Origin of the sequence: Streptomyces lancefieldiae (assembly GCF_031845825.1) — a bacterium.
GTDB classification, from domain to species: Bacteria; Actinomycetota; Actinomycetes; order Streptomycetales; family Streptomycetaceae; genus Streptomyces; species Streptomyces lancefieldiae.
Window position 1 is genome coordinate 172,304 of record NZ_JAVRFH010000011.1, and the last position, 23,609, is coordinate 195,912.

Sequence of the window (23,609 nt, forward strand, 5' to 3'; positions counted from 1 at the left end):
ACTCACCGGGCTCGTCCGGTTCATCGGTCCCCCGCGTTGCCGGGCACCACCCGGGACCCGATCACCACCGTCTCGGCGATCTCCCCCGGCACCGTGATCACCGCCGGCTCCGAGGGCCCTCCCGGCCCCGAGGCCCTGCTCGGTTCCGCAGCCCCTCCCGATGCTGAAGCCCTGCCCGGTTCCGGGCTCTGCCCCGGCTCCGTGGCGGCCGTCGGCTCCGGTTCCGACGCCGTGAGGTCCGCCGTGCTCTCGACGGGCTTGCCGTCGACGGCCCAGACGGTGCCGTCGTCCGCGTACAGGCGGACCGTGACCTGGTGCGTGCCGCGCGGGACGAGGTCGGCGGCGAGGCGGTACTCCGGGCCGCGCAGGCGGGTGAGGAGGTCGCCGTCGAGGAAGAGGTGGGCGACGCCTCGGCCGGCCACCGCCTTCGCCGCCGCGCCGGCCGGCGAGAACCTGAAGTTGCGGACCGTCAGGCGCACGTCCCAGCTGTCGTCGCTCTCGGGCTGCACCTCGATGCCGACCTCGGGCGCATGCTCGCCGTCCACCTCCCGGTAGCGCCGGCCCTCCTCGTCGGTGTCGTCGAGCAGCCTGCCCACCGGCGTGGCCGAATCCCGGGCCTCCGGTTCACCGGTATCACTGGAGCCGCAGCCCGCGGATCCGGTCAGCAGGACACAGACCGCGAGCACGGCGAGCACTCCCCGCGTCCACGACATGACGGGAGACTAGAACACCGGTCCGACAATCCGGGTCCCCCGGGGTGCGCTTCCGGTCATCCACCCCGGGAAGGACCATGACGGAACCGGACAGAACCAGCCGGAAGCGAAGGGAAACGGAGGGCGCGGAACACCCTCGGACGCGCCGGGCGGAGCGGGACCGGCCGGGAAGCTCCGCACGACCTCTTGCGCGCGGGAGACCCCAATCCTACGGTGTCCCATAGGAATCGGGTTGCGAGGGAGCGATCAATGAGCGGGGACGCGCGGAAGACCGCGGAGGGGCTGGCCTACCTGTCCGGTTTCGGCAACGAGCACAGCTCGCAGGCCGTTCCGGCCGCGCTGCCCGAGGGCCGGAACTCGCCGCAGCGGGCGCCTGAGGGGCTGTACGCGGAGCAGCTCAGCGGCACGGCGTTCACGGAGCCGAGGGCGCACAACCGCCGCTCCTGGCTGTACCGGATCCGCCCGTCGGCCGCGCACCCGGCGTTCACCCGTGCCGGCAACGGCGCGATCCGCACCGCACCCTTCACCCAGGCCGTGCCGGACCCGAACCGGCTCCGGTGGGACCCGCTGCCCGAGCCCGAGGCCGGGACGGACTTCGTCGCGGGCCTGTGGACGCTCGGCGGCAACGGCGACGCAACCCAGCGCACCGGCATGGCCGTGCACCTGTACCACGCCACGGCCTCCATGGAGCGCGTCTTCAGCGACGCCGACGGCGAGCTGCTGATCGTCCCCGAGCGCGGCGGTCTGCTGCTGCGCACCGAGTTCGGGCTGCTGCACGCCGAGCCGGGCCACGTGGCGCTGATCCCGCGTGGCGTCCGCTTCCGCGTCGAACTGCTGGACGAGGACGCCCGCGGCTACGTCTGCGAGAACTACGGCATACCCTTCCGCCTCCCCGACCTCGGCCCGATCGGCGCCAACGGGCTCGCCAACCCCCGGGACTTCCTGGCACCGGTCGCGGCCTACGAGGACGTCGAGGGCCCGGTGGAGGTGGTCAACAAGTTCTGCGGAAACCTCTGGACGGCCGTCTACGACCACTCCCCGCTCGACGTGGTCGCCTGGCACGGCAACCACGTGCCGTACGTCTACGACCTGCGCCGCTTCAACGTGATCGGCACCATCTCCTACGACCACCCGGACCCGTCGATCTTCACGGTGCTCACGTCCCCGTCGGACACCCCCGGCCTCGCCGGCGTCGACTTCGTGGTCTTCGCGCCGCGCTGGCTGGTGGGCGAGGACACCTTCCGTCCGCCGTACTTCCACCGGAACGTGATGAGCGAGTACATGGGCCTGATCGAGGGCGCCTACGACGCCAAGACCGCCGGTCCGGGGGGCTTCGTGCCGGGCGGCGGCTCGCTGCACAACATGATGTCGGCGCACGGACCGGACCGGGAGACCTTCGAGCGGGCGAGCGCCGCCGAGCTGAAGCCGCAGCGGATCGACGACGGACTGGCGTTCATGTTCGAGACGCGGTGGCCGGTGACCCTCACCCCCCAGGCAGCCCGCGCCGAACACCTGCAACCGCGCTACGACGACGTCTGGCAGGGCCTGGAGCGTCACTTCCGCCCCTTGCACCGAGGGTTCCCGACCGGTACGGATGGCCCGTGACCTCCTTCGCCCCGGACTCCATCGTCCTGAACCGCAAGCTGCCCCTCTGGTACCAGGTGTCGCAGTCGCTGCGCGCCTCGATACTCGGCCGCTCGCCCAGGGACCCGCTCCGCCTGCCCACGGAGGAGCAGTTGGCCGGCCACTACGGGGTGAGCGTGCTGACCATGCGGCAGGCGCTGAAGGAGCTGGAGGAGGAGGGGCTGATCACCCGCCATCGCCGGCGCGGCACGTTCATCGAGCCGGACGCCAGGCGGGGCGCCCCGGTGCGGCTGCTGGGCTCGGTGGACGCGATCGTGGCCCAGCAGTCCGGCATGAAGGCCGAGCTGCTGGCCCACGGCACCGGCCCGGTGCCGCCCGGACTCGCCGAGTACTTCCCGGAGTTGCCGGACGTCGCGACGTACCACCGGCTGCGCTGCGACGAGCAGACGGGCGAGCCCACCAACCACGCCCGCAACTACGTCCGTCCCGAGGTCGCCGCCCGCATCGACGTGGACGACCTGGCCCGTTGGCCGATGACCAAGGTGCTGCGGGACGTGGTGGGCGTGGACATCAGCCGGATCACGGACACCGTGGAGGCCCGGCTCGCGGACCCGGAGACGGCGCGGCTGCTCGAAGTACCGCTGCTCAGCCCGATCCTGCACTACACGGGCATCACGTACGACCCGGCGGGGCGGGTGCTGGACGTGGCGGTCATCCACTACCGGGGTGACCGGTTCTCCTTCACGGTCACCCTGGATGCCACGTGAGGCGGTGCCGACGCGTCGTACGATGCCCGGCGTGACGCACGACGACGCTCCGCCGCTGGCGGACCTCATGCCGTGGTCCGTCGCACCGCCGCGGCTCGGCCGGGGGTGGCCGGCGGCCCCCGACCCGGCGGCCCTGAAGGCCCGCTGGGACGCCCTGGTGAAGGCCGAGGGCCCCGATCGCGCGGCCCTGTTCGAACCGACCCGCTCGCGCACGCTCCACACGGCGGTCGGGCAGTTGCCGGGGGGATCGGGTGGTACGGAAAAGCTGCTGCGGGCCTCGGGGCCGTGCCCGGAGCCCGTCCGTGTGCTGCGCGCGCCCTTCGACGAGCAGTGGCTGATTCCCGACCACCGGCTGATCGACGCGGCCCGTCCGGAGCTGTGGCGGGTGGTGGACGAGCGGCAGGTCTTCGTCGTCGAGGCGCCGTCCGACGCCGCCGGCCCTCCCCTGCTCCTCGCGACCTCACGGCTGCCGCTGCTCGGTGGCGCCCGGGTCCGCCCCCTCCACCGCCGTCCCGGCGGCGCGGAGCCCAACCTGGCCCCCGGCCTCCTGGACCATCTGACTGCCCGGCTCGGGCGCCGAACCGGCCCGGTGGACGTACTGGCCTGGACGCTGGCGGCCGTGCGGCCCGGCCGCGTGGTCCCGTTCACCGCGGACCCCGCGCTGTGGGAGCACGGCGTCGCGCTGGGCCGACGCGCGCTGTGGCTGATGCGCCGCGACGGCGAGCGCCCCAAGCTGCCCGGCGGCCGTCGCCCGTACGTCCGCGCCCCGCTGCCCCCGCGCCCGCTGACCCTGCGCTACGACCGGGACGAGGAGGCCCTCTTCCTGGACGAGGGGCGCGTCTCCCCCGTACCGCCGGGCGCCTGGGACTTCGAGGCGGGCGGGGTCCGGGTGCTGGAGCAGTGGTTCGCGGCCCGCACCGCCGAGGGCGAGCCGGGCACGCTGGCGTCGATCCGTCCGGCCACCTGGCCGCAGACCTGGACGTCCGAGCTGCTGGAACTGATCACGGTCCTCGCGCTGCTCGCCGAACTCCGGCCGCGGTGCCGCCGGCTGGAGGTGACGGCGGAGATCACGGCGACCGAGCTGCGCGAGGCGGGCGTACTGCCCGTACCCCCGGCGGCCCGCAGGCCGGCCTCTGTCCTGGACGGGCGGGAGGAGGGGCCCGAGGGGCAGTTGGCGCTGCTGTAGCCCGCCGAACGGCCCGCGGGCCTGCCCGCCGGCCCGTGGCCTGCCGGTCCCTGACCTGCCGGCCGACCGTGCTGTCGCCCTGCCGGGCGGCCCACTGGCCCTGCCGGACGGTTCATGGCCTGCCGGACGGTCCCATGCCCCGGACCGGCCCGGTCCACCGGCTCGGGCGAGCCCTCCCGAACCCACCGGGTCAGGCGAATCCGTCCAGCACCCGCGTCAGCGCCCGTTCGAAGACCGCCTCCAGGTCGATCGGACCGGTGTCTTCCGCGAAGGCCGCCGCCAGCCGCGGACAGGCGCCGCTCGCGAGCTGACGGCCCAGGTAGGCGATGCGCACCGCGTTCTCCTGCTCCTGGGTCCAGGGCAGCGAGCGGGTGCGTTCGCTGGTGGCGAGTTCGTTCGCCACGTAGGTCGTCACGACGCCGTTCACCATCGCCACCAGCTCCATCTTCGTGCCGTAGGGCGCCTTGAAGGAATCGAGGCGGGCCAGGCAGTGCTCCAGGTAGCGCAGGGCGTTCGGGCTGAAGCCGTGGACCGGGGACATCAGGCGCGGCAGGTGGCGATGCCGGGCGCGGAGTACCGGTCCTTCCTCGTGCCCGGACTGCTGGTGGCGACGGCTGCCAACGGGCTCGTGACGGGCATGTTCCAGGCCGCCCAGGACACGCACCGGGGCGTGACGGACCGCCTGCGCACCCTGCCCGTGAGCCGGGCGGCGGTGCCGCTCGGACAGTCGGTCGCGGACGTGCTCGTCACGGCAGCCGGGACGGTGCCGTTCCTGCTGGTCGGGCTCGCGGTGAGCCGGCGGGTGGAGGGCGGTGCGCTCGGCCCGTCGGGCGCCGTCGGGCTGTTGCTGCTGTTCCGGTTCACGACGACGTGGATCGGCATCTTCCTGGGGCTGCTCACCCGGAATGAGGAGGCCGCCGGTCAACTGGGCGGCGCGACCTTCCTCCTGCCGTTGCTGTCAACGCGTACATCCCGACCGAGGGACTGGCGGGCTGGCGTCGCACGGTCGCCGAGTGGAACCCGATCAGCGCCGTGGCCACGGCACTGCGGGACCTCTTCGGCAACGCTCCCGTGCCGGAGGGGTCCGCCTGGCCGGTGGCGCATCCGGTCGCCGGGTCGCTCGCCTGGTGCGCGGTGCTGCTGGCGGTGTTCGCCCCGCTCGCCGTGCGCCGGTACGCGCGCGGGGAGCGCTGAGCGGGCCCGGACACGTCGCCGCCGGGCGGGGAGACGGCGGGACGGGGGCGCGGACGACGCCCTGAGACCGAAGTAACCGAGACAACCGTACGGAGACAGGCGTACGGGCGTACGGGGATTGAGCGCGCTCGGGGTCACACCGAGGCGCCGCCGCATGCCGTGGGGATGACGGACGAATGCGCGGCGCCGCGCCGGGACGGTGTGACCGCCGGGGCGCGGGCCTCAGTTGCCGCCGAACAGCGAGCGGCGCAGTCGACGCAGTGGCGCGAACAGCGAGACCCGGCGCACCCTGACGCCTCTGCTGCTGCGCTTGTGCGCGGGCTCACGTGCGGTCAGCTCACGCATCAGCGACGTCGCCTCCATCGTCTCCCGCTGCGGGAGGGCAGGCCCTCCGAGCACCGCGAGATGACGGTCGAGGCGAGAGCTGGTCGCGCTGCTCCCGCAGGTGATCGCAGGGACCCTTGCCCTGCTGCGCACTGTTATCTGTTCCATGTCACTCCCCACCCGTACGAGTCCACCCGGCCCGGGCAGGGTAACCCTATCGCCCCGGTACGGCATGCGTGTATCGCGGTCGCAGGATTCACCTTCCCCGTAAGGAGGTTGACGATCATTCTCCGAATCCGACAGATTCCAGGGCGAGTTGGACAGCCGACCCGCGATCTCACACCCCCGGGGCGAGGTCGGGGGACGGAGGCCCCGACGGGCGGGGCCTCCCCCTCTCGCACTCCTTCCCCTTCTCCTTCCGCTTCGGGTCAGACGGCGTTGTTCAGGGCCGGCAGGTAGCCGCCGGACTGGCCGGCCGCGGTCGGGTGGTACGACTCGCCGATGTTGAGCCAGTTCACGCTGTGCAGCCAGGAGCTGCCGGAGCAGATCTCGTGACCGGTGAAGGGGGGACGCACGTCACCGAAGGTGAAGCCGTGGTCGGCGGCTCGCTTGGCGATCGCGGTGTTGAGGTGGTCGGAGGCCTCGTTGATCGCCTTCCGCTTGGCCTCGGACAGGCCGAGGCACGTGGCACCGAGCTTGTAGAAGCGCGGGTAGCCGATGACGACGACGTGGGCGCCCGGGGCCTTGTCGCGGATGGCCGAGTAGACGCTGTCGAGCTTGCCGGGCAGCGTCGAGTCGACGTACGCCTCGGCGGTGGCGATCCGCGACAGACAGGAGCTGTCGGACTGGAGCACACAGGTCGTCATGACGTCGGCGAACCCGGCGTCGTTGCCGCCGATGCTGATCGAGACCAGGCCGGTGGCGGAGCTGAGCGGGCCGAGCTGTCCGGCGAGAACATCACCCGTACGGGCGCCGGAACAGGCGGTGAAGTCGAACGTCGTGGGTGAGTGGGCGGCCGCCCACAGGTACGGGTGGGCCTTCGTGCTGCGCTTGCAGTCACCGCTGGAGCTGATGTAGCTGCCCGCTCCGACCCCGGAGGAGTAGGAGTCGCCGAGCGCCACATAGCCACCGGACACGGCGGGTTGGGCGGCCTCGGCGGTCGCGGCCCCGGTGAGGGCGGCGCCGGCGGCGAGGATGAGTGAACTCAGGAATCCGACAAGTCGGGAACGTCTCATGGAACCTCCCTTAGCAGGATCTCTGCCTCAACCGTGGTATCAGCTACGCGTGTTGACAGGAAGTGTCCATGCCAAATTTGGCTGACGGTCGTTCAAAATCGGACGAAGGCCGGTGGGAACACCAGTGCCGTCTTGACGGTCTCCGGTGAGCTGCGCCACATTGAGGCCCGGCATCTTGGGCTTCGGGGGGCAAAGCGGAACGGTCCGGGGGACCGGTCGTCGCGCGAGAACGCCTTTCAAGAAGAACGGATGACGACAAACCAACAAAAACGTGAGGCCTGGCTCCAGGTCTTGCCATAAGGCGTCAATCGTCAATACCGTCATACATCTCTCGCATCGGTGCGTCGGCAAGCGGCTCAGGGGAGGGCTCGAGGCCGCGGCGGACCGGGGCGGGACGCGCGGTAGGGGGGTGCCGTGCTCGGTGACCGCACCGGTGACCGGGCCGCGCCGCGCGGTCGGCTGCCGTTTTCCTTCCGGCACCGACAGGCTTTGCCTGCTCACCTGGCACGCACGGAGATCCGTCCCGGCGCGCCATGGGTGAGAACCCCCCTTTCGAACCGGATACAGAGCCGGACCGCCCCTGGGGCGGGCGGTCCGCCGGACGAGAGGGACCAGACTCATGAGCTCAGTTCTGCAGCCGGCGTCGACGGGCAACGATCCGACACCCGGCGGCAAGTACCGGCCCGTCTCCTCGCACCTGGCGATAGCGCCGCCGGTGAGCGTGGTGATACCCGCCATGAACGAGGCGGAGAACCTTCCCTACGTCTTCAAGACGCTGCCCGACTGGATCCACGAGGTCGTCCTCGTGGACGGCAACTCCACCGACGACACCGTCGCGGTCGCCCGGGAGCTGTGGCCGGACGTCAAGGTCGTCGAGCAGCGCGGCAAGGGCAAGGGCGATGCGCTGATCACCGGCTTCGAGGCGTGCACCGGGGACATCATCGTGATGGTCGACGCCGACGGCTCGGCCGACGGCCAGGAGATCGTGTCGTACGTCTCGGCCCTCGTCTCGGGCGCCGACTTCGCCAAGGGCTCCCGCTTCGCCAACGGCGGCGGCACCGACGACATGACCTTCATCCGCAAGCTCGGCAACCGCGCCCTGTGCGCGGTGGTCAACCGGAAGTTCGGCGCCCGCTACACCGACCTGTGCTACGGCTACAACGCCTTCTGGCGGCACTGCCTGGACAAGATCGACCTCGACTGCACCGGCTTCGAGGTCGAGACCCTGATGAACATCCGGGTCGTCAAGGCCGGCCTGAAGGTACAGGAGATACCCAGCCACGAGTACCTGCGCATCCACGGGGTCAGCAACCTGCGCGCCGTGCGGGACGGGCTGCGGGTGCTCAGAGTCATCCTCGAGGAGCGCTCCAACCGGCGTGAGCTGCGCAGCCGTACGCACTCGCCGACGCTCGGTTCGGTCGGTTCGGTCGGTTCGGTCGGCCCGGTCACTCCGGTCGGTTCGGCCGCCCGGGTCGCTCCGGTCGGTTCGGTGCGGGGGAAGGCGTCTTGAGCGGTCCCGACATCTCCGTCGTGATCTGCGTCTACACCGAGGACCGCTGGGAGGACATCCTCGCGGCGGTCTCCTCGGTGCGGGCGCAGTCCCACCCGGCCCGGGAGACGCTCCTGGTCGTCGACCACAACGAGGCGCTCCGGGACCGGCTGCTGAAGGAGTACAAGGAGCGGCAGGACGTGCGGGTGCTCGCCAACGCGGGCCCCCGCGGTCTGTCCGCCGGCCGCAACACCGGCATCGCGGCGTCGCGCGGCGAGGTCATCGCCTTCCTCGACGACGACGCCGTGGCCGAGCGCGACTGGCTCAGGCACTTCGCCGAGGGGTACACCGACCCGCGGGTCATGGCCGTCGGCGGGCGCACCATGCCCATCTGGGCGTCGGGGCGTCGGCCGGACTGGTTCCCGGAGGAGTTCGACTGGGTGGTGGGCTGCACGTACCGCGGCCTGCCGCCCGGCCGGGTCCGGGTGCGCAACGTGCTGGGCGGCAACGCCTCCTTCCGGCGCGAGGCGTTCGACGCGGCGGGCGGCTTCGCCACCGGCATCGGACGCGACGGCGACAAGCGTCCGCTGGGCTGCGAGGAGACCGAGCTGTGCATCCGGCTCTCCCGCGCCAGGCCCGACGCGGTGCTGCTCATCGACGACCGGGCGGTGATCCATCACCGGGTGCCCGAGGCGCGCGAGCACTTCGGCTACTTCCGCACCCGCGCCTACGCCGAGGGCCTGTCCAAGGCCCTGGTGGCCCGCAGCGTCGGCGCGGACAAGGGCCTCGAGTCCGAACGCCGGTACGCCACCCGCGTCCTGCCGGCCGGTGTGGCGCGCGGGCTGCGCGACGCGGCACTGGCCCGGCCGGGCGGTGCGGGCCGGGCGGGCGCGATCGTCGCCGGGGTGCTCACGGCGGCGGGCGGCTACGTGGTGGGGAGCGTACGGGCGCGGCGGGGCGGAGCCACGTTCTCGGTGACGCCGCTCGCGCCGTTCGAGGGGGACGCGCATGGCTGAGGCGCACGAGGCCGACGCGCGGGTGCCCATCCTCATGTACCACTCGGTCGCGGCCGACCCGAACGACGCCACCCGCGCCCTGTCGGTGACACCGGCCGCGTTCGCCGAGCAGATGACGGCGATCGCCGACCGGGGCCTGACCCCCGTCGGCACGGCGGAGCTGGCCGCCGCGTGGCGTTCGGGCCGTCCGCTGCCGAAGCGGCCCGTCCTCATCACCTTCGACGACGGCTACGAGGGCGTGCACCGGCACGCCCTGCCCGCCCTCGCCGAACACGGCTTCCCGGCCACCCTGTTCGTCACGACCGGCTGGCTGCGCGGCCCGTACGACACCGGGGGCGCCCTGGACACCATGCTCGACTGGGACCAGGTCCGCGAACTGGCCGCCGCCGGTGTGGAGATCGGCGGGCACAGCCACACGCATCCGCAGCTCGACCAACTCGGCGGGGAACGGCTGCGGTTCGAGCTGATCCACTGCAAGGAGATCATCGCGGACCAGCTGGGCACCGTACCGGCCTCGTTCGCCTATCCCTACGGCTACTCCGACCGCCGGGTGCGGCAGGCGGTGCGCGAGACGGGGTACGCGCAGGCGCTCGCCGTCGGCAACGGCCTGGCGCGCCGCCCCCAGGGGCCGTACGCGCTGCGGCGGGTCACCGTGCGCCGCCGCACCGGGCCCGACGAGTTCGCCCGGCTGGTCGAGGGCCGCGCGATCGCCCGTACCTTCGTCCGGGACCGGGCCCTCACCAAGGGGTACGCCGTACTCCGCAGGGCGCGGCAGGCACGCGGGCGGGTGCTGGGGGCCGGTGCCTGAACCTCCTGCCGCCGGTCACCCCGGGCCGGGCGCGCCGGGCGCGCCCGGGAAAGCGGGTGCACCCGGCGTCCGTGTGCCGGATCATGGCGGCATGTCCGTGAACCCGCACGACGCCCTGCCGATCCGGCTCAACGTGGACGACAGCGACTCGCCCTCCGACGTCGTCGACGCGCTGTTCCTCGGCCGTTTCGCGACGGGCGAGCAGCCGTTCGCGCACGCGGCGAACATCGACCGCGTGCGGTCCGGGGCGACGCTGCTGCCGCCCGGCGCACGCGTGCTGCGCATGGCCCGCGACGACGACCGCAGCGCGACGCTGGCGGAGGGCGAGGGCTGGACGCTGCTGATCTCGCGCTGGAACCGGGGCGCCGACGTCACGGTCACGGCGACCAGCGCCGACCTGGCCGAGAAGGTGCTCGGCGAGGCGACGGACGGCGCGGCGGACGAGCCCGAGCCGCAGCCGGAGAACGTGACGATGGGGTTCTGGTACGTCTCCCCGCGGCGCGGCCCGCACCGCACCACCCGGCAGATCGCGGCGGGCACCTGGGACGAGGTGCGGTCCAACTACACCGCGCCGGTGGCGGACGCGATGGACCGCCTGATGAAGACCACCCCCGAGGACATCGCGGGCCGGCTGCTCCTGCTGCACGGGCCGCCGGGCACCGGCAAGACCTCGGCGCTGCGCACGCTGGCCCGGTCCTGGCGGGACTGGTGCCAGGTGGACTGCGTACTGGACCCGGAGCGGCTCTTCTCCGACGTCGGTTATCTGATGGACATCGCCATCGGCGAGGAGGACACGGCGGGCAAGGGCCGCTGGCGGCTGCTGTTGCTGGAGGACTGCGACGAGCTGATCCGCGGCGAGGCCAAGCACACCGCCGGCCAGGCGCTCTCACGGCTGCTGAACCTGACGGACGGCCTGCTCGGGCAGGGCCGCAACGTCCTGGTCGGTGTGACGACCAACGAGGACCTGGAACGGCTGCATCCGGCCGTCGTCCGCCCGGGCCGCTGTCTGGCCCGCATCGAGGTCGGCCCGCTGACCCGCCGGGAGGCGGCGGACTGGCTCGGCACCGAGGAGGGTGTGGGCCGTGAGGGCGCCACGCTGGCGGAGCTGTACGCGCTGCGCCGGGGCATCTCGCCGACGGCGTTGCCGGAGCCGCGGGACGGGGCGGACGCCGGGCTGTACCTGTAGCTGCTTTGATGGAGGTATGCCCCTTTTCGTCGGCACGTCGGGCTGGCAGTACCGGGACTGGCGGGAGGCCCTCTATCCGGCCGGTCTGCCCGTCCGGCTGTGGCTGGAGCGGTACGCGGCCGGTTTCGCCACGGTCGAGATCAACAACGCCTTCTACCGGCTGCCGACGCGGGAGACGTTCGCGGCGTGGCGCGAGCGGGTGCCGCCGGACTTCGTGATCGCGGTCAAGGCGAGCCGCTACCTCACCCACATCAAGCGGCTGCGGGAGCCGCGGGAGCCGGTCGACCGCCTGATGACCCACGCGGCCGGACTGGGCGACCGCCTCGGCCCGGTGCTGCTGCAGCTGCCGCCGACGCTTCGGGGCGACGCGGGCCTGCTGGACGCCTGCCTCGCCTGCTTCCCGCCCGGGACGCGGGTCGCGGTGGAACCCCGGCACGAGTCCTGGTGGACGCCCGAGGTGCGCGGGGTCCTCGAGTCCCGGGGCGCGGCGCTGTGCTGGGCCGATGTCCGGGCCCAACCGGTCACGCCGCTGTGGCGCACCACCGACTGGGGGTACGTCCGCTTCCACCAGGGCCGCGCCGCCGCCTGGCCGCACTACGGACGCCGGTCGCTGGCGACCTGGGTCGACCGCATCAGGACCACCTGGGCGGAGGGGAACGACGTGTTCGTGTACTTCAACAACGACCCGAACGCGGCGGCGGTCCGCGACGCACAGGTCTTCGCCCGGCTGGCGCGCACGTCGAACCTGACGGTCACCCGCACACCGGGGAGCACCACCGAAGAGGCGCGGGGCTGAGTCGTCGTACGGCTCCGCCGCGTGAGCGCGGCCGGCCACCACGCCCCCGCGGGTAGAAGAGCCGCTCAGCCGGCGTAAGCCGCCCGCAGGGCCTCCCGTACGGCCGCCAGCGCGTCCGGCTCCGTCAGCCCGAGCCTGCGGGCCCGCGCGGCGTAGGCCTGCGCGGCGGATGCCAGTTCCCGTTCCGCCGCGGTGCCCGCGGCGGCGACGAACGTGCCGTTGCGCCCGCGCGTCTCGATCACCCCGTCCGCCTCCAGCGCCCGGTACGCCTTGGCGACCGTGTTCGCGGCGAGCCCCAGGGACTCGGCCAGCCCGCGCACCGTCGGCAGCCGGTGTCCGACCGGCAGCGCACCCGACCGCGCCTGTTCGGAGATCTGGGTGCGCACCTGCTCGTAGGGCGGGGCGCCGTCGTCGATGTGGATCTTCAAGGTCACGCAGCGATTGTCCCGTATCCCCGGGAAAATGAGAGGCGCCCGATGGTCCGTCCGCCGTAGCGTGCGCCCACATGACCGTTCTTGTGCGCGATCTTCGTCCTGACGTCCCGGCCGACGTCGCGGCGTTCGCCCGTGTCCGCCATCTCGCCCTGCCGTTCATCCTGTGGACGCCCGAGGCCGTCGTCCACAACCTCGTCCATGCCCACCCGGACGCCCGGAACCGGTCCCTCGTCGCGGAGGAGGACGGGGAGATGATCGGCACGGCCCAGATCGGGCTGGTCCACGACAGCCCGGAGCCCGGGCAGGCGTACCTCAACGTCTATGTCCGTCCGGACAAGGTCCGGCACGGTGCGGGTGGGCTGCTGGTGCGTACGGCCGAGGAGTACCTCGCCGCCGAGGGGGCGACGAAGCTGTTCGCCTGGGTGCTGGACGAGCCCGCCAACCTGGCCTTCGCCGAGCGGCACGGCTACGAGCGCCGGCGCTCCGCCCACTTCCTCCGGCTGGACCTGGCGAACGGCACGCTCCCGCCCCTCGGGTCGCCTCCCCCGGGCGTCGAGCTGCGCACCGCCGCCGACTTCGCCGACGATCCGCGCCCGATGTTCGAACTGGACGCGGAGACGCTGGCGGACGAACCGAGCGACGTCGACATCGAGTTCACGGACTACGAGGCGTGGCTCGCACAGACCTGGCGGCACCCGCTGCTGAACCGTGAACTGACCACGGTCGCGGTCGTCGACGGCCGCCCCGCCGCCTTCAGCGTCGCCTACACCGACGGTGGCACCCGCTACTCCACGGCCATGACCGGCACCGTCCGCGCCCACCGCGGCCGGGGCCTGGCCAAGCTCGCCAAGACCGACTCCCTGCACCGCGCCCGCGCCGCCGGATACACCGAGGCGCTGACGGGCAACGACACCGGAAACGGCCCGATGCTCACCATCAACAAGTGGCTCGGGTACGAGATCTGCGCGACGGAGGTGCGCCATGTCCGCGAACTCGGCTGAGGCACCGACCGAAGTGGACGTCGTCCTGGTCAAGGCGGGCCGTACGAAGATCCGGTACGCGAGCGTGCTGCTGCACGACGACGGCACGCGTGTCGCGGTCCGCGCCCCCTGGGCCGGGGCCGGGGTCCGCGACTTCGGCTTCGTACGCTTCGAGGCCGGCGACGTCTTCACCGAGTACTACTGGCGCGACCGCTGGTACTCCGTGAAGGAGGTCCGGTCCGCCTCGGGCGCGCTGAAGGGCTGGTACTGCGACATCACCCGCCCCGCCGTGCTCACCGGCTCCGAACTGGTCGTCGAGGACCTCGACCTGGACCTGTGGCGCTCCGCCGACGGCACGGACGTGCGGCGCCTGGACGAGGACGAGTTCGCCGAGAGCGGGCTGACCGAGCGCGACCCGCGGGCCGCGGCCGCCGCCGTGGCCGCGCTGGACGAGCTGGAACGGCTGGCCCGGGGGGACGACTTCGGGGACCTGCTGGCCTAGGGCCAGGACTCCACCGCGACCAGCGCGTACCGCTCGTCGTCCACCTCCTTGCCCCACAACGACGGATCACCCGACAGCCGCTCCACGCGCACCTGCCCGGCGAGCGGCGCGAGGAGGGCGCGGAGCCGGTCGGCGGGTACGCCGACCGGGGTGACGGTCCCCCACACGCCCTCGATCAGGACCAGCCGCCCGCCCGGACGCAGCAACTCCCGCCAGTGCCGCAGGGCCCGTCCGGGGTCGGGCAGCGTCCACAACACGTGGCGGACGAGCACGGCGTCGAAGCGCCGCTCGCCCACCGGTGGTGCCGCGGCGTCACCGGTGAGGAACACCGCGTCACGACCGGCGAGTTTGGCCTGGCCCGCTCGACCATGGCCGGGGACCGGTCGACGCCGGTGACGCGGTGCCCCTGCTCGGTCGCGAGGAGCGACAGGCTGCCCGTGCCGCAGCCGAGGTCGAGGACGTCACCGGCCCGTTCGGGCAGCCAGGAGCGCAACCGGGCGGCCCAGGCCCGGCGGACACCGGGGTCGCGCAGGCCGTGATCGGGCTCGTCGTCGAAGGTGGCGGCCATCGCGTCCCAGTCGGTACGCAACGCGGTCGTCTCGTCACTGTCGTTGCCCATGTGCCCAGGGTGGCACCCACCGCTGACAACGGAGTCGAGGCGCGGGAACGTGACAACCGCCACTGACAGGCACGCATCGATGAGTAACTCTCGGGGAAGGGGTCTACCTCCGTGAGAACGCGGAACCCGGTGGATCCGTAAGGAGGCAGCCATGCGCCGTCTGACCGTGCACAAGCCCCTGAAGAAGACCGACGCCCGCCGAGTCCGCGAGGAAGCGGACGAGCGCCCTTCGGGCCGTCCGGAGGTCCGCAAGGACATCGCGCGCACGTGGTGGCCGGACAGCTGACCGGGCGATCGCCATGAGACGCCTCAGAGCAGCCGCTTGCGGTAGTGGACGCGGTCGTAGGGCCCGTCCACTCGACGCTCCACGACTTCGTACCCGTACTTCGGATAGATCTTCTGGTTCTCCCACATCTTCGCGTTCGTGTAGAGCCTGACCTCGGGCAGACCCAGCGCACGCGCGTGTGCGGCCACGAAGCGCAGCAGCCGCCGCCCCACGCCCGTTCCGTGCGCGTCGGGGTGGACGGCGATGCTGTCGAGGAAGAGATGGTCCGCGAGCGCCTCCAGGACGACGAGGCCCACGACGGGCTCGCCCAGGACGAACACCCGGCCCGCGGCCACGTTCGCCGCATGGTCCGCCTCCATGGGCTGCGGCACCACCCCGATGCGCTCGATGTAGGGGCGGTACGCGGCGTCCGTGACGGCCCCGACCGCGGGTACGTCGGCGGCGGTGGCCGGCCTGATCTCCTCGTTCACCATGCCCCGCACAGTAGTTACCTCAGGGCAGCCTGAGCACTCCCTTAACGCGACCATAAGGATCTCCCTCACCCGCCTCCAGCAGGCGATTCCACGGTTTCTTGGGGCTAGCTTGCTGATCACCCCACGGGTTTTGGCCCACGTTCCCAGTGACCGTTTCGAGGAGTTCCCCATGCCCGCACTGTCCGCGCCCCGCAAGGTCGCCGCCGTCGCCGTCGCAGGCCTCGCCCCGCTCGCCCTGACCACGCTGGCCGCCCCGCCCGCCGCCGCGCACGGTTCGATGGGCGACCCGGTCAGCCGGGTGTCGCAGTGTTACGCCGAGGGCCCGGAGAGCCCGAAGTCCGAGGCGTGCAAGGCGGCCGTCGCGGCCGGCGGCACCCAGGCGCTCTACGACTGGAACGGCATCCGCATCGGCAACGCCGCAGGGAAGCACCAGGAGCTGATCCCGGACGGCAAGCTGTGCAGCGCGAACGACCCGCAGTTCAAGGGCCTGGACCTGGCGCGTGCCGACTGGCCCGCGACCGGCGTGAGCAGCGGTTCGTACACCTTCAAGTACCGCGTGACGGCCCCGCACAAGGGCACCTTCAAGGTGTACATCACCAAGCCCGGTTACGACCCGGCGGGGCCGCTGGGCTGGGGTGACCTGGACCTGTCCGCCCCGGTGGCGACGGTCACCGACCCGGCCGCCTCGGGCGGTTTCTACACCTTCTCCGGCACGCTGCCCGAGCGCTCGGGCAAGCACGTGCTGTACGCGGTCTGGCAGCGCTCGGACAGCCCGGAGGCCTTCTACTCCTGCTCGGACGTGTCCTTCGGCGGCAGCAGCGGCAGCAGCGGCAGCAGCGGCACGGAGGGTACGGCGGCGGGCGGCGCCGCTCCGGCCCCCTCGGCCTCCGCCCCGTCCGAGGAGCAGATCGCGGCCGCGGCCGACAAGTCGACGATCGAGCACCACGGCCACGGCGACCAGGACGCCGAGACGACCACGGACCCGACCGGCCCGGCGGCCGGGGCGCCGGGCGAGGCCACCCAGGCCGCTGAGGCCACCCAGGTCGCTGAGGCAACCGAGGCCGCCGCCGGTGGGCCCAACCAGGTCAAGGCCGCCGGCGCGGGCACCGAGAACCTCGCCGAGACCGGCGGCGACAGCAGCACGACCTACATCGCCGTCGGCGGCGCCGCCGCGCTGGCACTGGGTGCGGCGGCACTGTTCGCCTCGGCCCGCCGGCGGGCGCTGAGCGGTGGCCGGCACGGTCGCTGACCCGGGACGCGGGGCCCGTCCGGCGGCTCAGGCCGGACGGGCGCCGCGTGGTGTGCCGGGCGCCTCGGCCGGTCGAGGACCGAGGCGCGGGTGGCGGGGTGCGAGCCGCTGGTGTCAACGGGTCACCAGGCGGGCCGGACGGGTCCGCCCGGCGCGATGCGCAGCAGGCGGTCGCCCAGTGCGCGGACCTCGCTCTCGCCGAGTACGTCCACCCACGCGCGCACCGCGTCCGCCGCCGCCGCCTCCGCGGCCCGCGTGCAGGCCCACCCCGACTCGGTCAGCATGACCAGCCGGGCGCGCGCGTCGGCGGGATGCGGCCGGCGTTCGGCGTACCCCTTGCGCACCAGCTCGTCGACGAGCTGGCTGGCGGCCTGTTTGGTCATCCCGAGGTGCGCGGCGAGGTCGGTGACCGTCGCGCCGTCCGGGGCGAGCCGGGCGAACGCGAATCCGTGCGCGGGTCGCAGCCCCTCGAAGCCGCGGGCGACGACACCCTCGTGGATGCGCTGCGTGAGCCCACCGGCGGCGGCGAGCAGGGCGGCGGACAGGGCCATGGCGTCGGAGTTCTGCACGGGGGCATTGAAACACCCTTGACGTAATGGTCAAGCGGCTTGACCATAGAGGCCGACAGGATGGTCAAGCTACTTGACCATCTACCTCTGTATCGGCCTGTATCGGCCTGTACCGGCCAGGAGACCGCCATGCCCGTCGTCCGCTCGTCCGAAGCCGTCACCCACGAGATCCACGGCGCCCGTTTCGTCTCGTACGCCACTCCCCGCACCGGCAGCAAGGAGCTGTGCGCCTGGCGGGGCGAGATTCCCGCGGGGACGAAGGCCCCCGCCCACACCGTCAACCGGGAGGAGATCTTCCACCTGCTCACCGGCGAGCTGCTGATCACCCTCGACGGCCGCACCGAACGCGTCACCGCCGGCGACACCGTGATCATCAGCCCGGGGGCGACCCTCGCCGTCGAGAACCCCACCGACCGGACCGCCACGTCCTGGGTCACCACCTCCGTCGGCCTGGAGGCGGAGCTCGCCGACGGCACCCGGATCACTCCCCCGTGGGCCAACTAGGGCCTATGCCGCAAGGCTCCCCGGCATCACCGCCCGCGGCCCGAACTTCGCCCGCGCGCGGTCCGCGACCTCCTCGATCCGGCGGACCTTCTCGTCCACCGGGTCGAAGGTGAGCTGGTGGGAGGCCTGATCGGCGGGGGCGAGGCCCTCGGCGCGCAGGACGAGCGAGCGGACCCGGGCGCGCTGGAGGCCGAGCGCCTCGTACATGCCGTACGCGGCCCGTGTCAGCGCCGCCGAGTGCGCGGTCGATTCGGTCAGGGTGCGGCTGCGGTGGGTGGCCGACCTGTCGGCGTAGCGCACGGTGAGGGTCAGCGTCCGGCACACCTTGTCCACGGCGCGCAGCCGGGCGCCCAGTTCCTCGGCGGCCGAGAGCAGGGCGCGGCGGTGCCGGTCGGGATCCAGCTCGTCGCGGGTGAAGGGGCGTTCGGCGGCGAGGGAGCGGGAGATCCCGTTCGGTACGACCCGGCCGCGGTCGACGCCGCCCGCCTTCTCCCGCAGCTCACGGCCGGCCTTCGCGCCGATCAGCCGCTGGAGCGTGGACAGGGGCGCGGCGGCGACCCGGCCGAGGGTGTCGAGGCCGTACTCGCACAGGGTGCGGGCGGTCGCGGTGCCGACGCCGGGCAGCGCGACGACGGGCTTGTCGGCGAGGAAGTCCCGCACCTGGTCCTCGGGGACCGCGCGGGTCAGCCCCGGCCGGGCGTCCCGCAGGGCCATGCGGGCCAGCATCGGGCCCGGCCCGGCGCCGATCACACAGTCGACGCCGTACAGCGCGAGGGCCCGGACGCGGATCACCGAGGCCAGTTCCACGGCGTCACGCCCGAAGTACCGCTCGGCGCCGCGCAGGTCGGCCAGCGCGCCGTCCGGCGGCAGCGCCTCGACGACCGGTGTGAACTCCTCCAGCAGCCCGAGCAGCTCGGGCAGGGCCGCCTCGTACATCGGCGGCAGCTGGAAACGTACGCAGAGAATGGTCATCCCGCACTCCCCGGACTCTGGTGCCACAACTTCCTTCCCACCGCGGGCCCTTCACCCGCGGGGCGCAGATCGGCCCAGGGGTGCATCTCGTACCCCGTGGACATGCGGATCCTCCGGCCCTCCGCTTCTCTCCCGTCCTTTTCTCGCCCGTCCTTTTCTCCCTCGTCCTTCGCCCCGCTCCGCTCCCCCGTCGCCGCCCGGTCCTCCACCGGGCCCCGGGCCAGCCGGGCCGCGACGCCCTCCAGCCCCTCCTCCCGGCGCACCTCCAGCAGGTCGGCGAGGTTCCAGGCGGCGGAGCCCACCACGCTGAGGCTGCGCGGGCCGCGCCGCTGCACCACCCCGCGCACCAGCAGCAGCCAGGAGTGGAAGACGGTGTGGGCGCAGGTGTCGTGGGAGTCGTCGAAGAAGGCGAGGTCGACCAGGCCGGTGCCGTCGTCCAGGGTGGAGAAGATGACCCGGCGGCCGGAGCGGATCGGCGGCGTCTGCGTGGCCGCCTTGGCGCCCGCGACCAGCACCGTCTCCCCGTGCCGGGCCTCGCGCAGCCGCTTGGCCGACACCACGCCCAGCTCGCGCAGGAAGGTGCGGTGGTCGTCCATCAGGTTGCGGGAGGCGTCCATGGACAGCACGCCCAGTTCGGCGCTGAGCTTCTCCGCCGAGGTGAGGTCGGGCAGACCGGCGGACGCGGTCTTCCGTCCGCCGGACAGCGGGAGCTGGTCGCCGCGTCCGCCCCGGGCGCCGCGGTGCAGCTCGGTCAGGTGCAGTTGCAGGTCGCGGCGGTTGGCGCCGAACGCGTCCAGCGCGCCGACCTGGGCGAGCCGTCCGGCCAGCGGCCTGCTCGGGCGGGCCCGTTCCCAGAAGTCGAGCAGGGAGGCGTACGGCTGCCCCTCGGCGATCCGCTCCGCCTCGGCCTCACTGATGCCGTGCACGTCCGAGAGGGCGAGGCGCAGGCCCCACACGGACGCCCTCCGCTTCTCAGACACCAGTTCGATACGGTGTGCGACCCCCGACTTGTTCACGTCCAGCGGCAGGATCGGCACCCCGCGCCGCCGCGCGTCCGCCAGCAGCAGCCGCTTCGGGTACATGCCGGGGTCGTGGGTGAGCAACCCGGCGTAGAAGGCCGCCGGGTGATGGGCCTTCAGCCATGCCGACTGGTACGTCGGAACCGCGAAGGCGACCGCGTGCGCCTTGCAGAAGCCGTAACTGCCGAAGGCCTCGACGATCTCCCAGGTCCGCTGAATCGTTTCCGCGTCGTAGCCGTTCGCCGTCGCGTGCTGTGCGAACCACACCTTGATCCGCCCCTGCGACTCCGGGTCGGACAGCCCGCGCCGCACCCGGTCCGCCTCGCCGCGCCCGCAGCCGGTCATGATGTCCACGATGTCGATGATCTGCTCGTGGAAGACCACGACCCCGTACGTGCCCTCCAGCGGCTCCGACAGGTCCTCGTGCGGATAGCGCACCGGCGCCCGTCCGTGCCGGGCCTCGATGAACGGCCGCACCATGTCGGCGGCGACCGGGCCGGGCCGGAAGAGCGAGATGTCGACGACGAGGTCGTGGAAGGTGGCCGGCTGGAGCCGCCCGACCAGGTCCCGCTGACCCGGCGACTCGATCTGGAAGCAGCCCAGCGTCTCGGTGGAGCGGATGAGCCGGTACGTCGCCGGGTCGCCCTCCGGCACCGCGTCCAGGTCCACCTCGGTGCCCGTCGCCCGCTTCACCTCGGCGACCGCGTGCGCCATCGCCGACTGCATCCGCACGCCGAGCACGTCCAGCTTGAGCAGCCCGAGGTCCTCGACGTCGTCCTTGTCGAACTGCGCCATGGGCAGGCCCTCGCCGCTGGTCGGCACGACCGGTGTACGGGAGAGCAGGGAGGCGTCGGACAAGAGGACGCCGCAGGGATGCATGGCGACGCCGCGCGGGAGGGCGTCGAGGGCCTCGACCAGCTCCCAGAGCTTCCCGTACCTCTCCTTCTCTCCCGCCAGCGCCTTGAGTTCGGGCAGCTCCTCCAGCGCGGCGCGGGCGTCGCGGGCGCGGATGTGCGGGAAGGACTTGGCGACGCGGTCGATCTCGGCCGGGTCCATGGACAGGGCGGCGCCGACGTCGCGGATGGCGTGGCGCACGCGGTACGTCTCCGGCATCGCGACCGTGGCGACCCGCTCGGTGCCGAAGCGGCCGATGATCGCGCGGTAGACCTCCAGGCGGCGCGCGGACTCCACGTCGATGTCGATGTCGGGCAGCACGACCCGTTCCTTGGACAGGAAGCGCTCCATCAGCAGCCCGTGCGCGACCGGGTCGGCGTGCGCGATGCCGAGGAGGTGGTTGACGAGCGAGCCCGCGCCGGAACCGCGGGCGGCGACCCGGATGCCCATGTCCCGTACGTCGTCCACGACCTGGGCGACGGTGAGGAAGTAGGAGGCGAAGCCGTGGTGGGCGATGATGTCCAGCTCGTGGTGCATCCGCTCCCAGTACTCCCGGCGGCCGGCGTACCCGCGCAGCACCATGCCCGCCGCCGCCCGGGAGGCGAGCGCGCGCTGGGCGGTGCGGCGGCCGGCGCCCACGAGGTGCGGCTCGGGGAAGTGGACGGTGCCCATGCCGAGGTCGTCCTCGGGGTCGACCAGGCACTCGGCGGCCGTGGCCCGGGTCTGCTCCAGCAGGCGGTGGGCGGTGTCGCGCCGGAAGCCCGCGGACTCGACGATCCGCTCGGCGGCGTGCCGCATGGCACCGGCGTCCTTGAGCCAGGCCTCGCCGGAGTCCAGTTCCTTGCCGGCGCCGATCGGGACCAGGCGGCGGGCCGCGTCCAGGACGTCGGCGACCGGTCCCTGGCCGGGGTCGGCGTAGCGGACGGCGTTGGTGAGCACGGGCCGGAGGCCCTGTTCGGCGGCGAAGCCGACGGTGCGGGCCGCCAGGCGCAGGGAGCCGGGGCCGGTGCCCTCGCGGCCGTGCCAGACGGCCTCCAGGCGCAGGGCGTCGCCGTACCTCTCCCGCCAGGGGGTGAGGAGCTTCGCCGCGCGGTCGGGGCGGCCGGCGGCGAGGGCGCGGCCGACGTCGGAATCGGGGCCGAGCAGGACGGTCAGGCCGTCGGCGTGGTTGTCGGCCCAGGACAGCAGCGGGGTGTCGGGCGCGGTGTGGGCGGCGGACACCAGTCGGCACAGGTCGGCCCAGCCGCGGGCGCCGTCCCGGGCGAGGAAGGTCACCCGCGGGGCCGACTCGTCGACGAAGGCACCTCCGCGCACGGGGCTGCGGCGCCGGTCCCGGCGTGCGGAGGTCTCCGTACGCCGGTCGCTTCCGGGCTCGGGTGCCGCCACCGCCAGCTCCGCGCCGAACAGCGGGCGCACGCCCGCCCTCGCGCAGGCCTTGGCGAAGCGGACCGCGCCCGCGAGGGTGTCGCGGTCGGTGAGGGCGAGGGCGTCCATGCCCCGCTCGACGGCGCGCTCGGCCAGCCGCTCCGGGTGGGAGGCGCCGTATCGGGCGGAGAACCCGGAGACGGTGTGCAGATGCGTGAAACCCGGCACACGCACCTCCCGATCTCATGAACCGACGCCTTATCGAACGTCTGTTCCCAGCCATCTCACCCCCACCATAGACCAATTTTCGAATGCGTGTGCGACATCCGTTCGGCCCTGCCCCACCTGCGCAAACGCCCGCCACCCCGGACCGTGGGGACATGTCGCACACCCCGGGCACCGGCGCGCGAACCGGCTCCTTCCTCGACGAGGTCAAGGACGCCGTCACCCCACGGGCCACCCTGCTCGTCCTCGGCGTGATCGCCCTCCAGCTCCTGTTCATCGCCTCCTACGTCGGGGCGCTGCACGACCCGAAGCCGAAGGACGTGCCCTTCGGGGTGGTCGCGCCCCCGGCGGCCGCCGAGCAGACGGTGAGCAGGCTGGAGCGGCTGCCCGGGTCGCCGCTGGACCCGCGCACGGTGGCCGACGCGGCGAGCGCCCGGCGGCAGATCATGGACCGGGAGATCGACGGCGCCCTGGTCGCCGAGTCCTCCGGCCGCACCGACACTCTGCTGGTCGCGTCCGGCGGCGGCACCGTCCTCGCCACCACCCTGGAGAGCCTCGTCTCCAAGGTGGAGCGGGCCGAGGGCCGCACGGTGCGGACCGTCGACGTGGCCCCGGCCTCGGCCCGGGACTTCGACGGGCTGTCGTCCTTCTACCTGGTCGTGGGCTGGTGCGTCGGCGGCTATCTGTGCGCCTCGATCCTGGCGATCAGCACCGGCGCCCGGCCGGCCAACCCGCGTCGCGCGGCGATCCGGCTGATCGTGATGGCCCTGGTGTCGATCGTCGGCGGACTGGGCGGCGCGGTGATCATCGGGCCGGTCCTGGGCGCGCTGCCCGGCAGCGTGGTGGACCTGTGGGGGCTCGGCGCACTGATCACCTTCGCGGTGGGCGCCGCCACGCTCGCCCTCCAGGGCCTTTTCGGGATCGTCGGCATCGGGCTGGCGATCCTGCTCGTGGTGATCGCGGGCAACCCGAGCGCGGGCGGCGCCTTCCCGCTGCCGCTGCTGCCACCGTTCTGGAAGGCGATCGGCCCGGCGCTGCCACCGGGCGCGGGGACGTGGGCGGCCCGCTCGATCGCCTACTTCAAGGGCAACGACACGACCGCCTCGCTGGTGGTGCTGTGGGCGTGGGCGGTCGCGGGGACGCTGATCACGGTTCTGGCGGCCGTGCTGCGCCACAGGCGACACGAGGCGAAGCTGCCCACACAGGCGGGCTGACCGCCG

23 protein-coding genes and 3 pseudogenes are annotated in these 23,609 nt (G+C 73.0%); 16 read left to right on the top strand and 10 right to left on the bottom strand.

Annotated elements, in window-relative coordinates:
- Positions 1-20: 20 nt before the first annotated feature.
- Positions 21-713 (bottom strand): hypothetical protein, encoded by a 693-nt coding sequence (locus RM812_RS14180; RefSeq protein WP_311572868.1) that lies wholly within the window; start codon positions 711-713, stop codon positions 21-23.
- 249 nt (positions 714-962) lie between these two features.
- Here RM812_RS14180 and hmgA point away from each other — a divergent pair, with 249 nt between their 5' ends.
- From hmgA to RM812_RS14195, 3 genes are read left to right on the top strand one after another with little or no spacing between them, the layout of a single operon-like run.
- The gene (hmgA, locus tag RM812_RS14185) at positions 963-2,318 is read left to right on the top strand and encodes a homogentisate 1,2-dioxygenase (RefSeq protein WP_311572869.1); all 1,356 of its coding nucleotides are present in this window, start codon (positions 963-965) and stop codon (positions 2,316-2,318) included.
- The gene (locus tag RM812_RS14190; protein WP_311572870.1) at positions 2,315-3,064 is read left to right on the top strand and encodes a GntR family transcriptional regulator; all 750 of its coding nucleotides are present in this window, start codon (positions 2,315-2,317) and stop codon (positions 3,062-3,064) included. The genes hmgA and RM812_RS14190 overlap by 4 nt, the downstream gene beginning before the upstream one ends.
- A gap of 22 nt (positions 3,065-3,086) precedes the next feature.
- Positions 3,087-4,250: a type ISP restriction/modification enzyme gene (locus RM812_RS14195; protein WP_311572871.1), complete on the top strand. Its 1,164-nt coding sequence runs from the start codon at positions 3,087-3,089 to the stop codon at positions 4,248-4,250.
- 190 nt (positions 4,251-4,440) lie between these two features.
- Here the strand turns inward: RM812_RS14195 and RM812_RS14200 are convergent.
- Positions 4,441-4,893 (bottom strand): annotated as a pseudogene (locus tag RM812_RS14200) (TetR/AcrR family transcriptional regulator C-terminal domain-containing protein); the annotation flags it as partial.
- Here RM812_RS14200 and RM812_RS14205 point away from each other — a divergent pair.
- Positions 4,810-5,139, top strand: a pseudogene (locus tag RM812_RS14205) (ABC transporter permease); the annotation flags it as partial. The pseudogenes RM812_RS14200 and RM812_RS14205 overlap by 84 nt on opposite strands.
- 143 nt (positions 5,140-5,282) lie before the next feature.
- On the top strand, positions 5,283-5,444 hold the full coding sequence (locus RM812_RS14210) for a hypothetical protein (RefSeq protein WP_311572936.1): 162 nt from the start codon (positions 5,283-5,285) through the stop codon (positions 5,442-5,444).
- A 222-nt stretch (positions 5,445-5,666) separates the two neighbouring features.
- Here RM812_RS14210 and RM812_RS14215 read toward each other — a convergent pair whose 3' ends face one another.
- The gene (locus RM812_RS14215) at positions 5,667-5,936 is read right to left on the bottom strand and encodes a hypothetical protein (RefSeq protein WP_311572872.1); all 270 of its coding nucleotides are present in this window, start codon (positions 5,934-5,936) and stop codon (positions 5,667-5,669) included.
- A 260-nt stretch (positions 5,937-6,196) separates the two neighbouring features.
- Positions 6,197-7,003, bottom strand: a complete 807-nt coding sequence (locus RM812_RS14220; protein WP_311572873.1) for an SGNH/GDSL hydrolase family protein — start codon at positions 7,001-7,003, stop codon at positions 6,197-6,199.
- Positions 7,004-7,622: 619 nt separating this feature from the next.
- Between RM812_RS14220 and RM812_RS14225 the strand changes: the two genes are divergently transcribed.
- From RM812_RS14225 to RM812_RS14245, 5 genes are all read left to right on the top strand, one after another.
- On the top strand, positions 7,623-8,513 hold the full coding sequence (locus tag RM812_RS14225) for a glycosyltransferase family 2 protein (protein WP_311572874.1): 891 nt from the start codon (positions 7,623-7,625) through the stop codon (positions 8,511-8,513).
- The gene (locus tag RM812_RS14230) at positions 8,510-9,508 is read left to right on the top strand and encodes a glycosyltransferase family 2 protein (RefSeq protein ID WP_311572875.1); all 999 of its coding nucleotides are present in this window, start codon (positions 8,510-8,512) and stop codon (positions 9,506-9,508) included. Before RM812_RS14225 ends, RM812_RS14230 begins: the two co-directional genes overlap by 4 nt.
- A complete protein-coding gene (locus RM812_RS14235) occupies positions 9,501-10,316 on the top strand; it encodes a polysaccharide deacetylase family protein (protein WP_311572876.1) in 816 nt (271 codons plus the stop codon). The genes RM812_RS14230 and RM812_RS14235 overlap by 8 nt, the downstream gene beginning before the upstream one ends.
- A 91-nt stretch (positions 10,317-10,407) precedes the next feature.
- Complete coding sequence (locus RM812_RS14240; RefSeq protein WP_311572877.1) at positions 10,408-11,502, top strand: DUF5925 domain-containing protein; 1,095 nt, start codon at positions 10,408-10,410, stop codon at positions 11,500-11,502.
- A 16-nt stretch (positions 11,503-11,518) separates the two neighbouring features.
- Positions 11,519-12,298: a DUF72 domain-containing protein gene (locus tag RM812_RS14245; RefSeq protein WP_311572878.1), complete on the top strand. Its 780-nt coding sequence runs from the start codon at positions 11,519-11,521 to the stop codon at positions 12,296-12,298.
- Between the two features lie 65 nt (positions 12,299-12,363).
- Here RM812_RS14245 and RM812_RS14250 read toward each other — a convergent pair whose 3' ends face one another.
- Positions 12,364-12,732, bottom strand: a complete 369-nt coding sequence (locus RM812_RS14250) for a GntR family transcriptional regulator (protein WP_311572879.1) — start codon at positions 12,730-12,732, stop codon at positions 12,364-12,366.
- Between the two features lie 71 nt (positions 12,733-12,803).
- On the opposite strand from RM812_RS14250, the gene RM812_RS14255 reads away from it, so the two are divergent.
- Both RM812_RS14255 and RM812_RS14260 read left to right on the top strand, forming a co-directional pair.
- Positions 12,804-13,733: a GNAT family N-acetyltransferase gene (locus RM812_RS14255; RefSeq protein WP_311572880.1), complete on the top strand. Its 930-nt coding sequence runs from the start codon at positions 12,804-12,806 to the stop codon at positions 13,731-13,733.
- Entirely contained in the window at positions 13,714-14,214 is a 501-nt protein-coding gene (locus RM812_RS14260; protein ID WP_311572881.1) for a DUF402 domain-containing protein, read from the top strand. Before RM812_RS14255 ends, RM812_RS14260 begins: the two co-directional genes overlap by 20 nt.
- Here the strand turns inward: RM812_RS14260 and RM812_RS14265 are convergent.
- Positions 14,211-14,833, bottom strand: a pseudogene (locus RM812_RS14265) (class I SAM-dependent methyltransferase). The gene RM812_RS14260 and the pseudogene RM812_RS14265 overlap by 4 nt on opposite strands.
- 151 nt (positions 14,834-14,984) lie before the next feature.
- On the opposite strand from RM812_RS14265, the gene RM812_RS14270 reads away from it, so the two are divergent.
- The gene (locus RM812_RS14270; protein WP_100047231.1) at positions 14,985-15,119 is read left to right on the top strand and encodes a hypothetical protein; all 135 of its coding nucleotides are present in this window, start codon (positions 14,985-14,987) and stop codon (positions 15,117-15,119) included.
- Positions 15,120-15,142: 23 nt separating this feature from the next.
- Here the strand turns inward: RM812_RS14270 and RM812_RS14275 are convergent, their stop codons facing one another.
- The gene (locus RM812_RS14275; protein WP_311572882.1) at positions 15,143-15,592 is read right to left on the bottom strand and encodes a GNAT family N-acetyltransferase; all 450 of its coding nucleotides are present in this window, start codon (positions 15,590-15,592) and stop codon (positions 15,143-15,145) included.
- 169 nt (positions 15,593-15,761) lie between these two features.
- Between RM812_RS14275 and RM812_RS14280 the strand changes: the two genes are divergently transcribed.
- On the top strand, positions 15,762-16,841 hold the full coding sequence (locus tag RM812_RS14280; protein ID WP_311572883.1) for a lytic polysaccharide monooxygenase auxiliary activity family 9 protein: 1,080 nt from the start codon (positions 15,762-15,764) through the stop codon (positions 16,839-16,841).
- A 122-nt stretch (positions 16,842-16,963) separates the two neighbouring features.
- Here the strand turns inward: RM812_RS14280 and RM812_RS14285 are convergent, their stop codons facing one another.
- The gene (locus RM812_RS14285) at positions 16,964-17,410 is read right to left on the bottom strand and encodes a MarR family winged helix-turn-helix transcriptional regulator (protein WP_311572884.1); all 447 of its coding nucleotides are present in this window, start codon (positions 17,408-17,410) and stop codon (positions 16,964-16,966) included.
- A 129-nt stretch (positions 17,411-17,539) separates the two neighbouring features.
- On the opposite strand from RM812_RS14285, the gene RM812_RS14290 reads away from it, so the two are divergent.
- Positions 17,540-17,914: a cupin domain-containing protein gene (locus RM812_RS14290; protein ID WP_311572885.1), complete on the top strand. Its 375-nt coding sequence runs from the start codon at positions 17,540-17,542 to the stop codon at positions 17,912-17,914.
- A 3-nt stretch (positions 17,915-17,917) separates the two neighbouring features.
- On the opposite strand, the gene RM812_RS14295 is transcribed toward RM812_RS14290, so the two are convergent.
- Both RM812_RS14295 and RM812_RS14300 read right to left on the bottom strand, forming a co-directional pair.
- Positions 17,918-18,886, bottom strand: a complete 969-nt coding sequence (locus RM812_RS14295; protein WP_311572886.1) for a DNA polymerase Y family protein — start codon at positions 18,884-18,886, stop codon at positions 17,918-17,920.
- Positions 18,883-22,392 (bottom strand): DNA polymerase III subunit alpha, encoded by a 3,510-nt coding sequence (locus RM812_RS14300; RefSeq protein ID WP_311572887.1) that lies wholly within the window; start codon positions 22,390-22,392, stop codon positions 18,883-18,885. Before RM812_RS14300 ends, RM812_RS14295 begins: the two co-directional genes overlap by 4 nt.
- A 152-nt stretch (positions 22,393-22,544) precedes the next feature.
- On the opposite strand from RM812_RS14300, the gene RM812_RS14305 reads away from it, so the two are divergent.
- Entirely contained in the window at positions 22,545-23,603 is a 1,059-nt protein-coding gene (locus RM812_RS14305; RefSeq protein ID WP_311572888.1) for an ABC-2 transporter permease, read from the top strand.
- Positions 23,604-23,609: the final 6 nt, after the last annotated feature.

What these genes read in the sequence shown, in the direction of transcription:
- RM812_RS14180 (WP_311572868.1), bottom strand. Translation starts at nt 713, where the DNA reads ATGTCGTGGACGCGGGGAGTGCTCGCCGTGCTCGCGGTCTGTGTCCTG.
- hmgA (WP_311572869.1), top strand. Translation starts at nt 963, where the DNA reads ATGAGCGGGGACGCGCGGAAGACCGCGGAGGGGCTGGCCTACCTGTCC.
- RM812_RS14195 (WP_311572871.1), top strand. Translation starts at nt 3,087, where the DNA reads ATGCCCGGCGTGACGCACGACGACGCTCCGCCGCTGGCGGACCTCATG.
- RM812_RS14215 (WP_311572872.1), bottom strand. Translation starts at nt 5,936, where the DNA reads ATGGAACAGATAACAGTGCGCAGCAGGGCAAGGGTCCCTGCGATCACC.
- RM812_RS14220 (WP_311572873.1), bottom strand. Translation starts at nt 7,003, where the DNA reads ATGAGACGTTCCCGACTTGTCGGATTCCTGAGTTCACTCATCCTCGCC.
- RM812_RS14225 (WP_311572874.1), top strand. Translation starts at nt 7,623, where the DNA reads ATGAGCTCAGTTCTGCAGCCGGCGTCGACGGGCAACGATCCGACACCC.
- RM812_RS14235 (WP_311572876.1), top strand. Translation starts at nt 9,501, where the DNA reads ATGGCTGAGGCGCACGAGGCCGACGCGCGGGTGCCCATCCTCATGTAC.
- RM812_RS14240 (WP_311572877.1), top strand. Translation starts at nt 10,408, where the DNA reads ATGTCCGTGAACCCGCACGACGCCCTGCCGATCCGGCTCAACGTGGAC.
- RM812_RS14245 (WP_311572878.1), top strand. Translation starts at nt 11,519, where the DNA reads ATGCCCCTTTTCGTCGGCACGTCGGGCTGGCAGTACCGGGACTGGCGG.
- RM812_RS14255 (WP_311572880.1), top strand. Translation starts at nt 12,804, where the DNA reads ATGACCGTTCTTGTGCGCGATCTTCGTCCTGACGTCCCGGCCGACGTC.
- RM812_RS14260 (WP_311572881.1), top strand. Translation starts at nt 13,714, where the DNA reads ATGTCCGCGAACTCGGCTGAGGCACCGACCGAAGTGGACGTCGTCCTG.
- RM812_RS14270 (WP_100047231.1), top strand. Translation starts at nt 14,985, where the DNA reads ATGCGCCGTCTGACCGTGCACAAGCCCCTGAAGAAGACCGACGCCCGC.
- RM812_RS14275 (WP_311572882.1), bottom strand. Translation starts at nt 15,592, where the DNA reads ATGGTGAACGAGGAGATCAGGCCGGCCACCGCCGCCGACGTACCCGCG.
- RM812_RS14280 (WP_311572883.1), top strand. Translation starts at nt 15,762, where the DNA reads ATGCCCGCACTGTCCGCGCCCCGCAAGGTCGCCGCCGTCGCCGTCGCA.
- RM812_RS14290 (WP_311572885.1), top strand. Translation starts at nt 17,540, where the DNA reads ATGCCCGTCGTCCGCTCGTCCGAAGCCGTCACCCACGAGATCCACGGC.
- RM812_RS14295 (WP_311572886.1), bottom strand. Translation starts at nt 18,886, where the DNA reads ATGACCATTCTCTGCGTACGTTTCCAGCTGCCGCCGATGTACGAGGCG.
- RM812_RS14305 (WP_311572888.1), top strand. Translation starts at nt 22,545, where the DNA reads ATGTCGCACACCCCGGGCACCGGCGCGCGAACCGGCTCCTTCCTCGAC.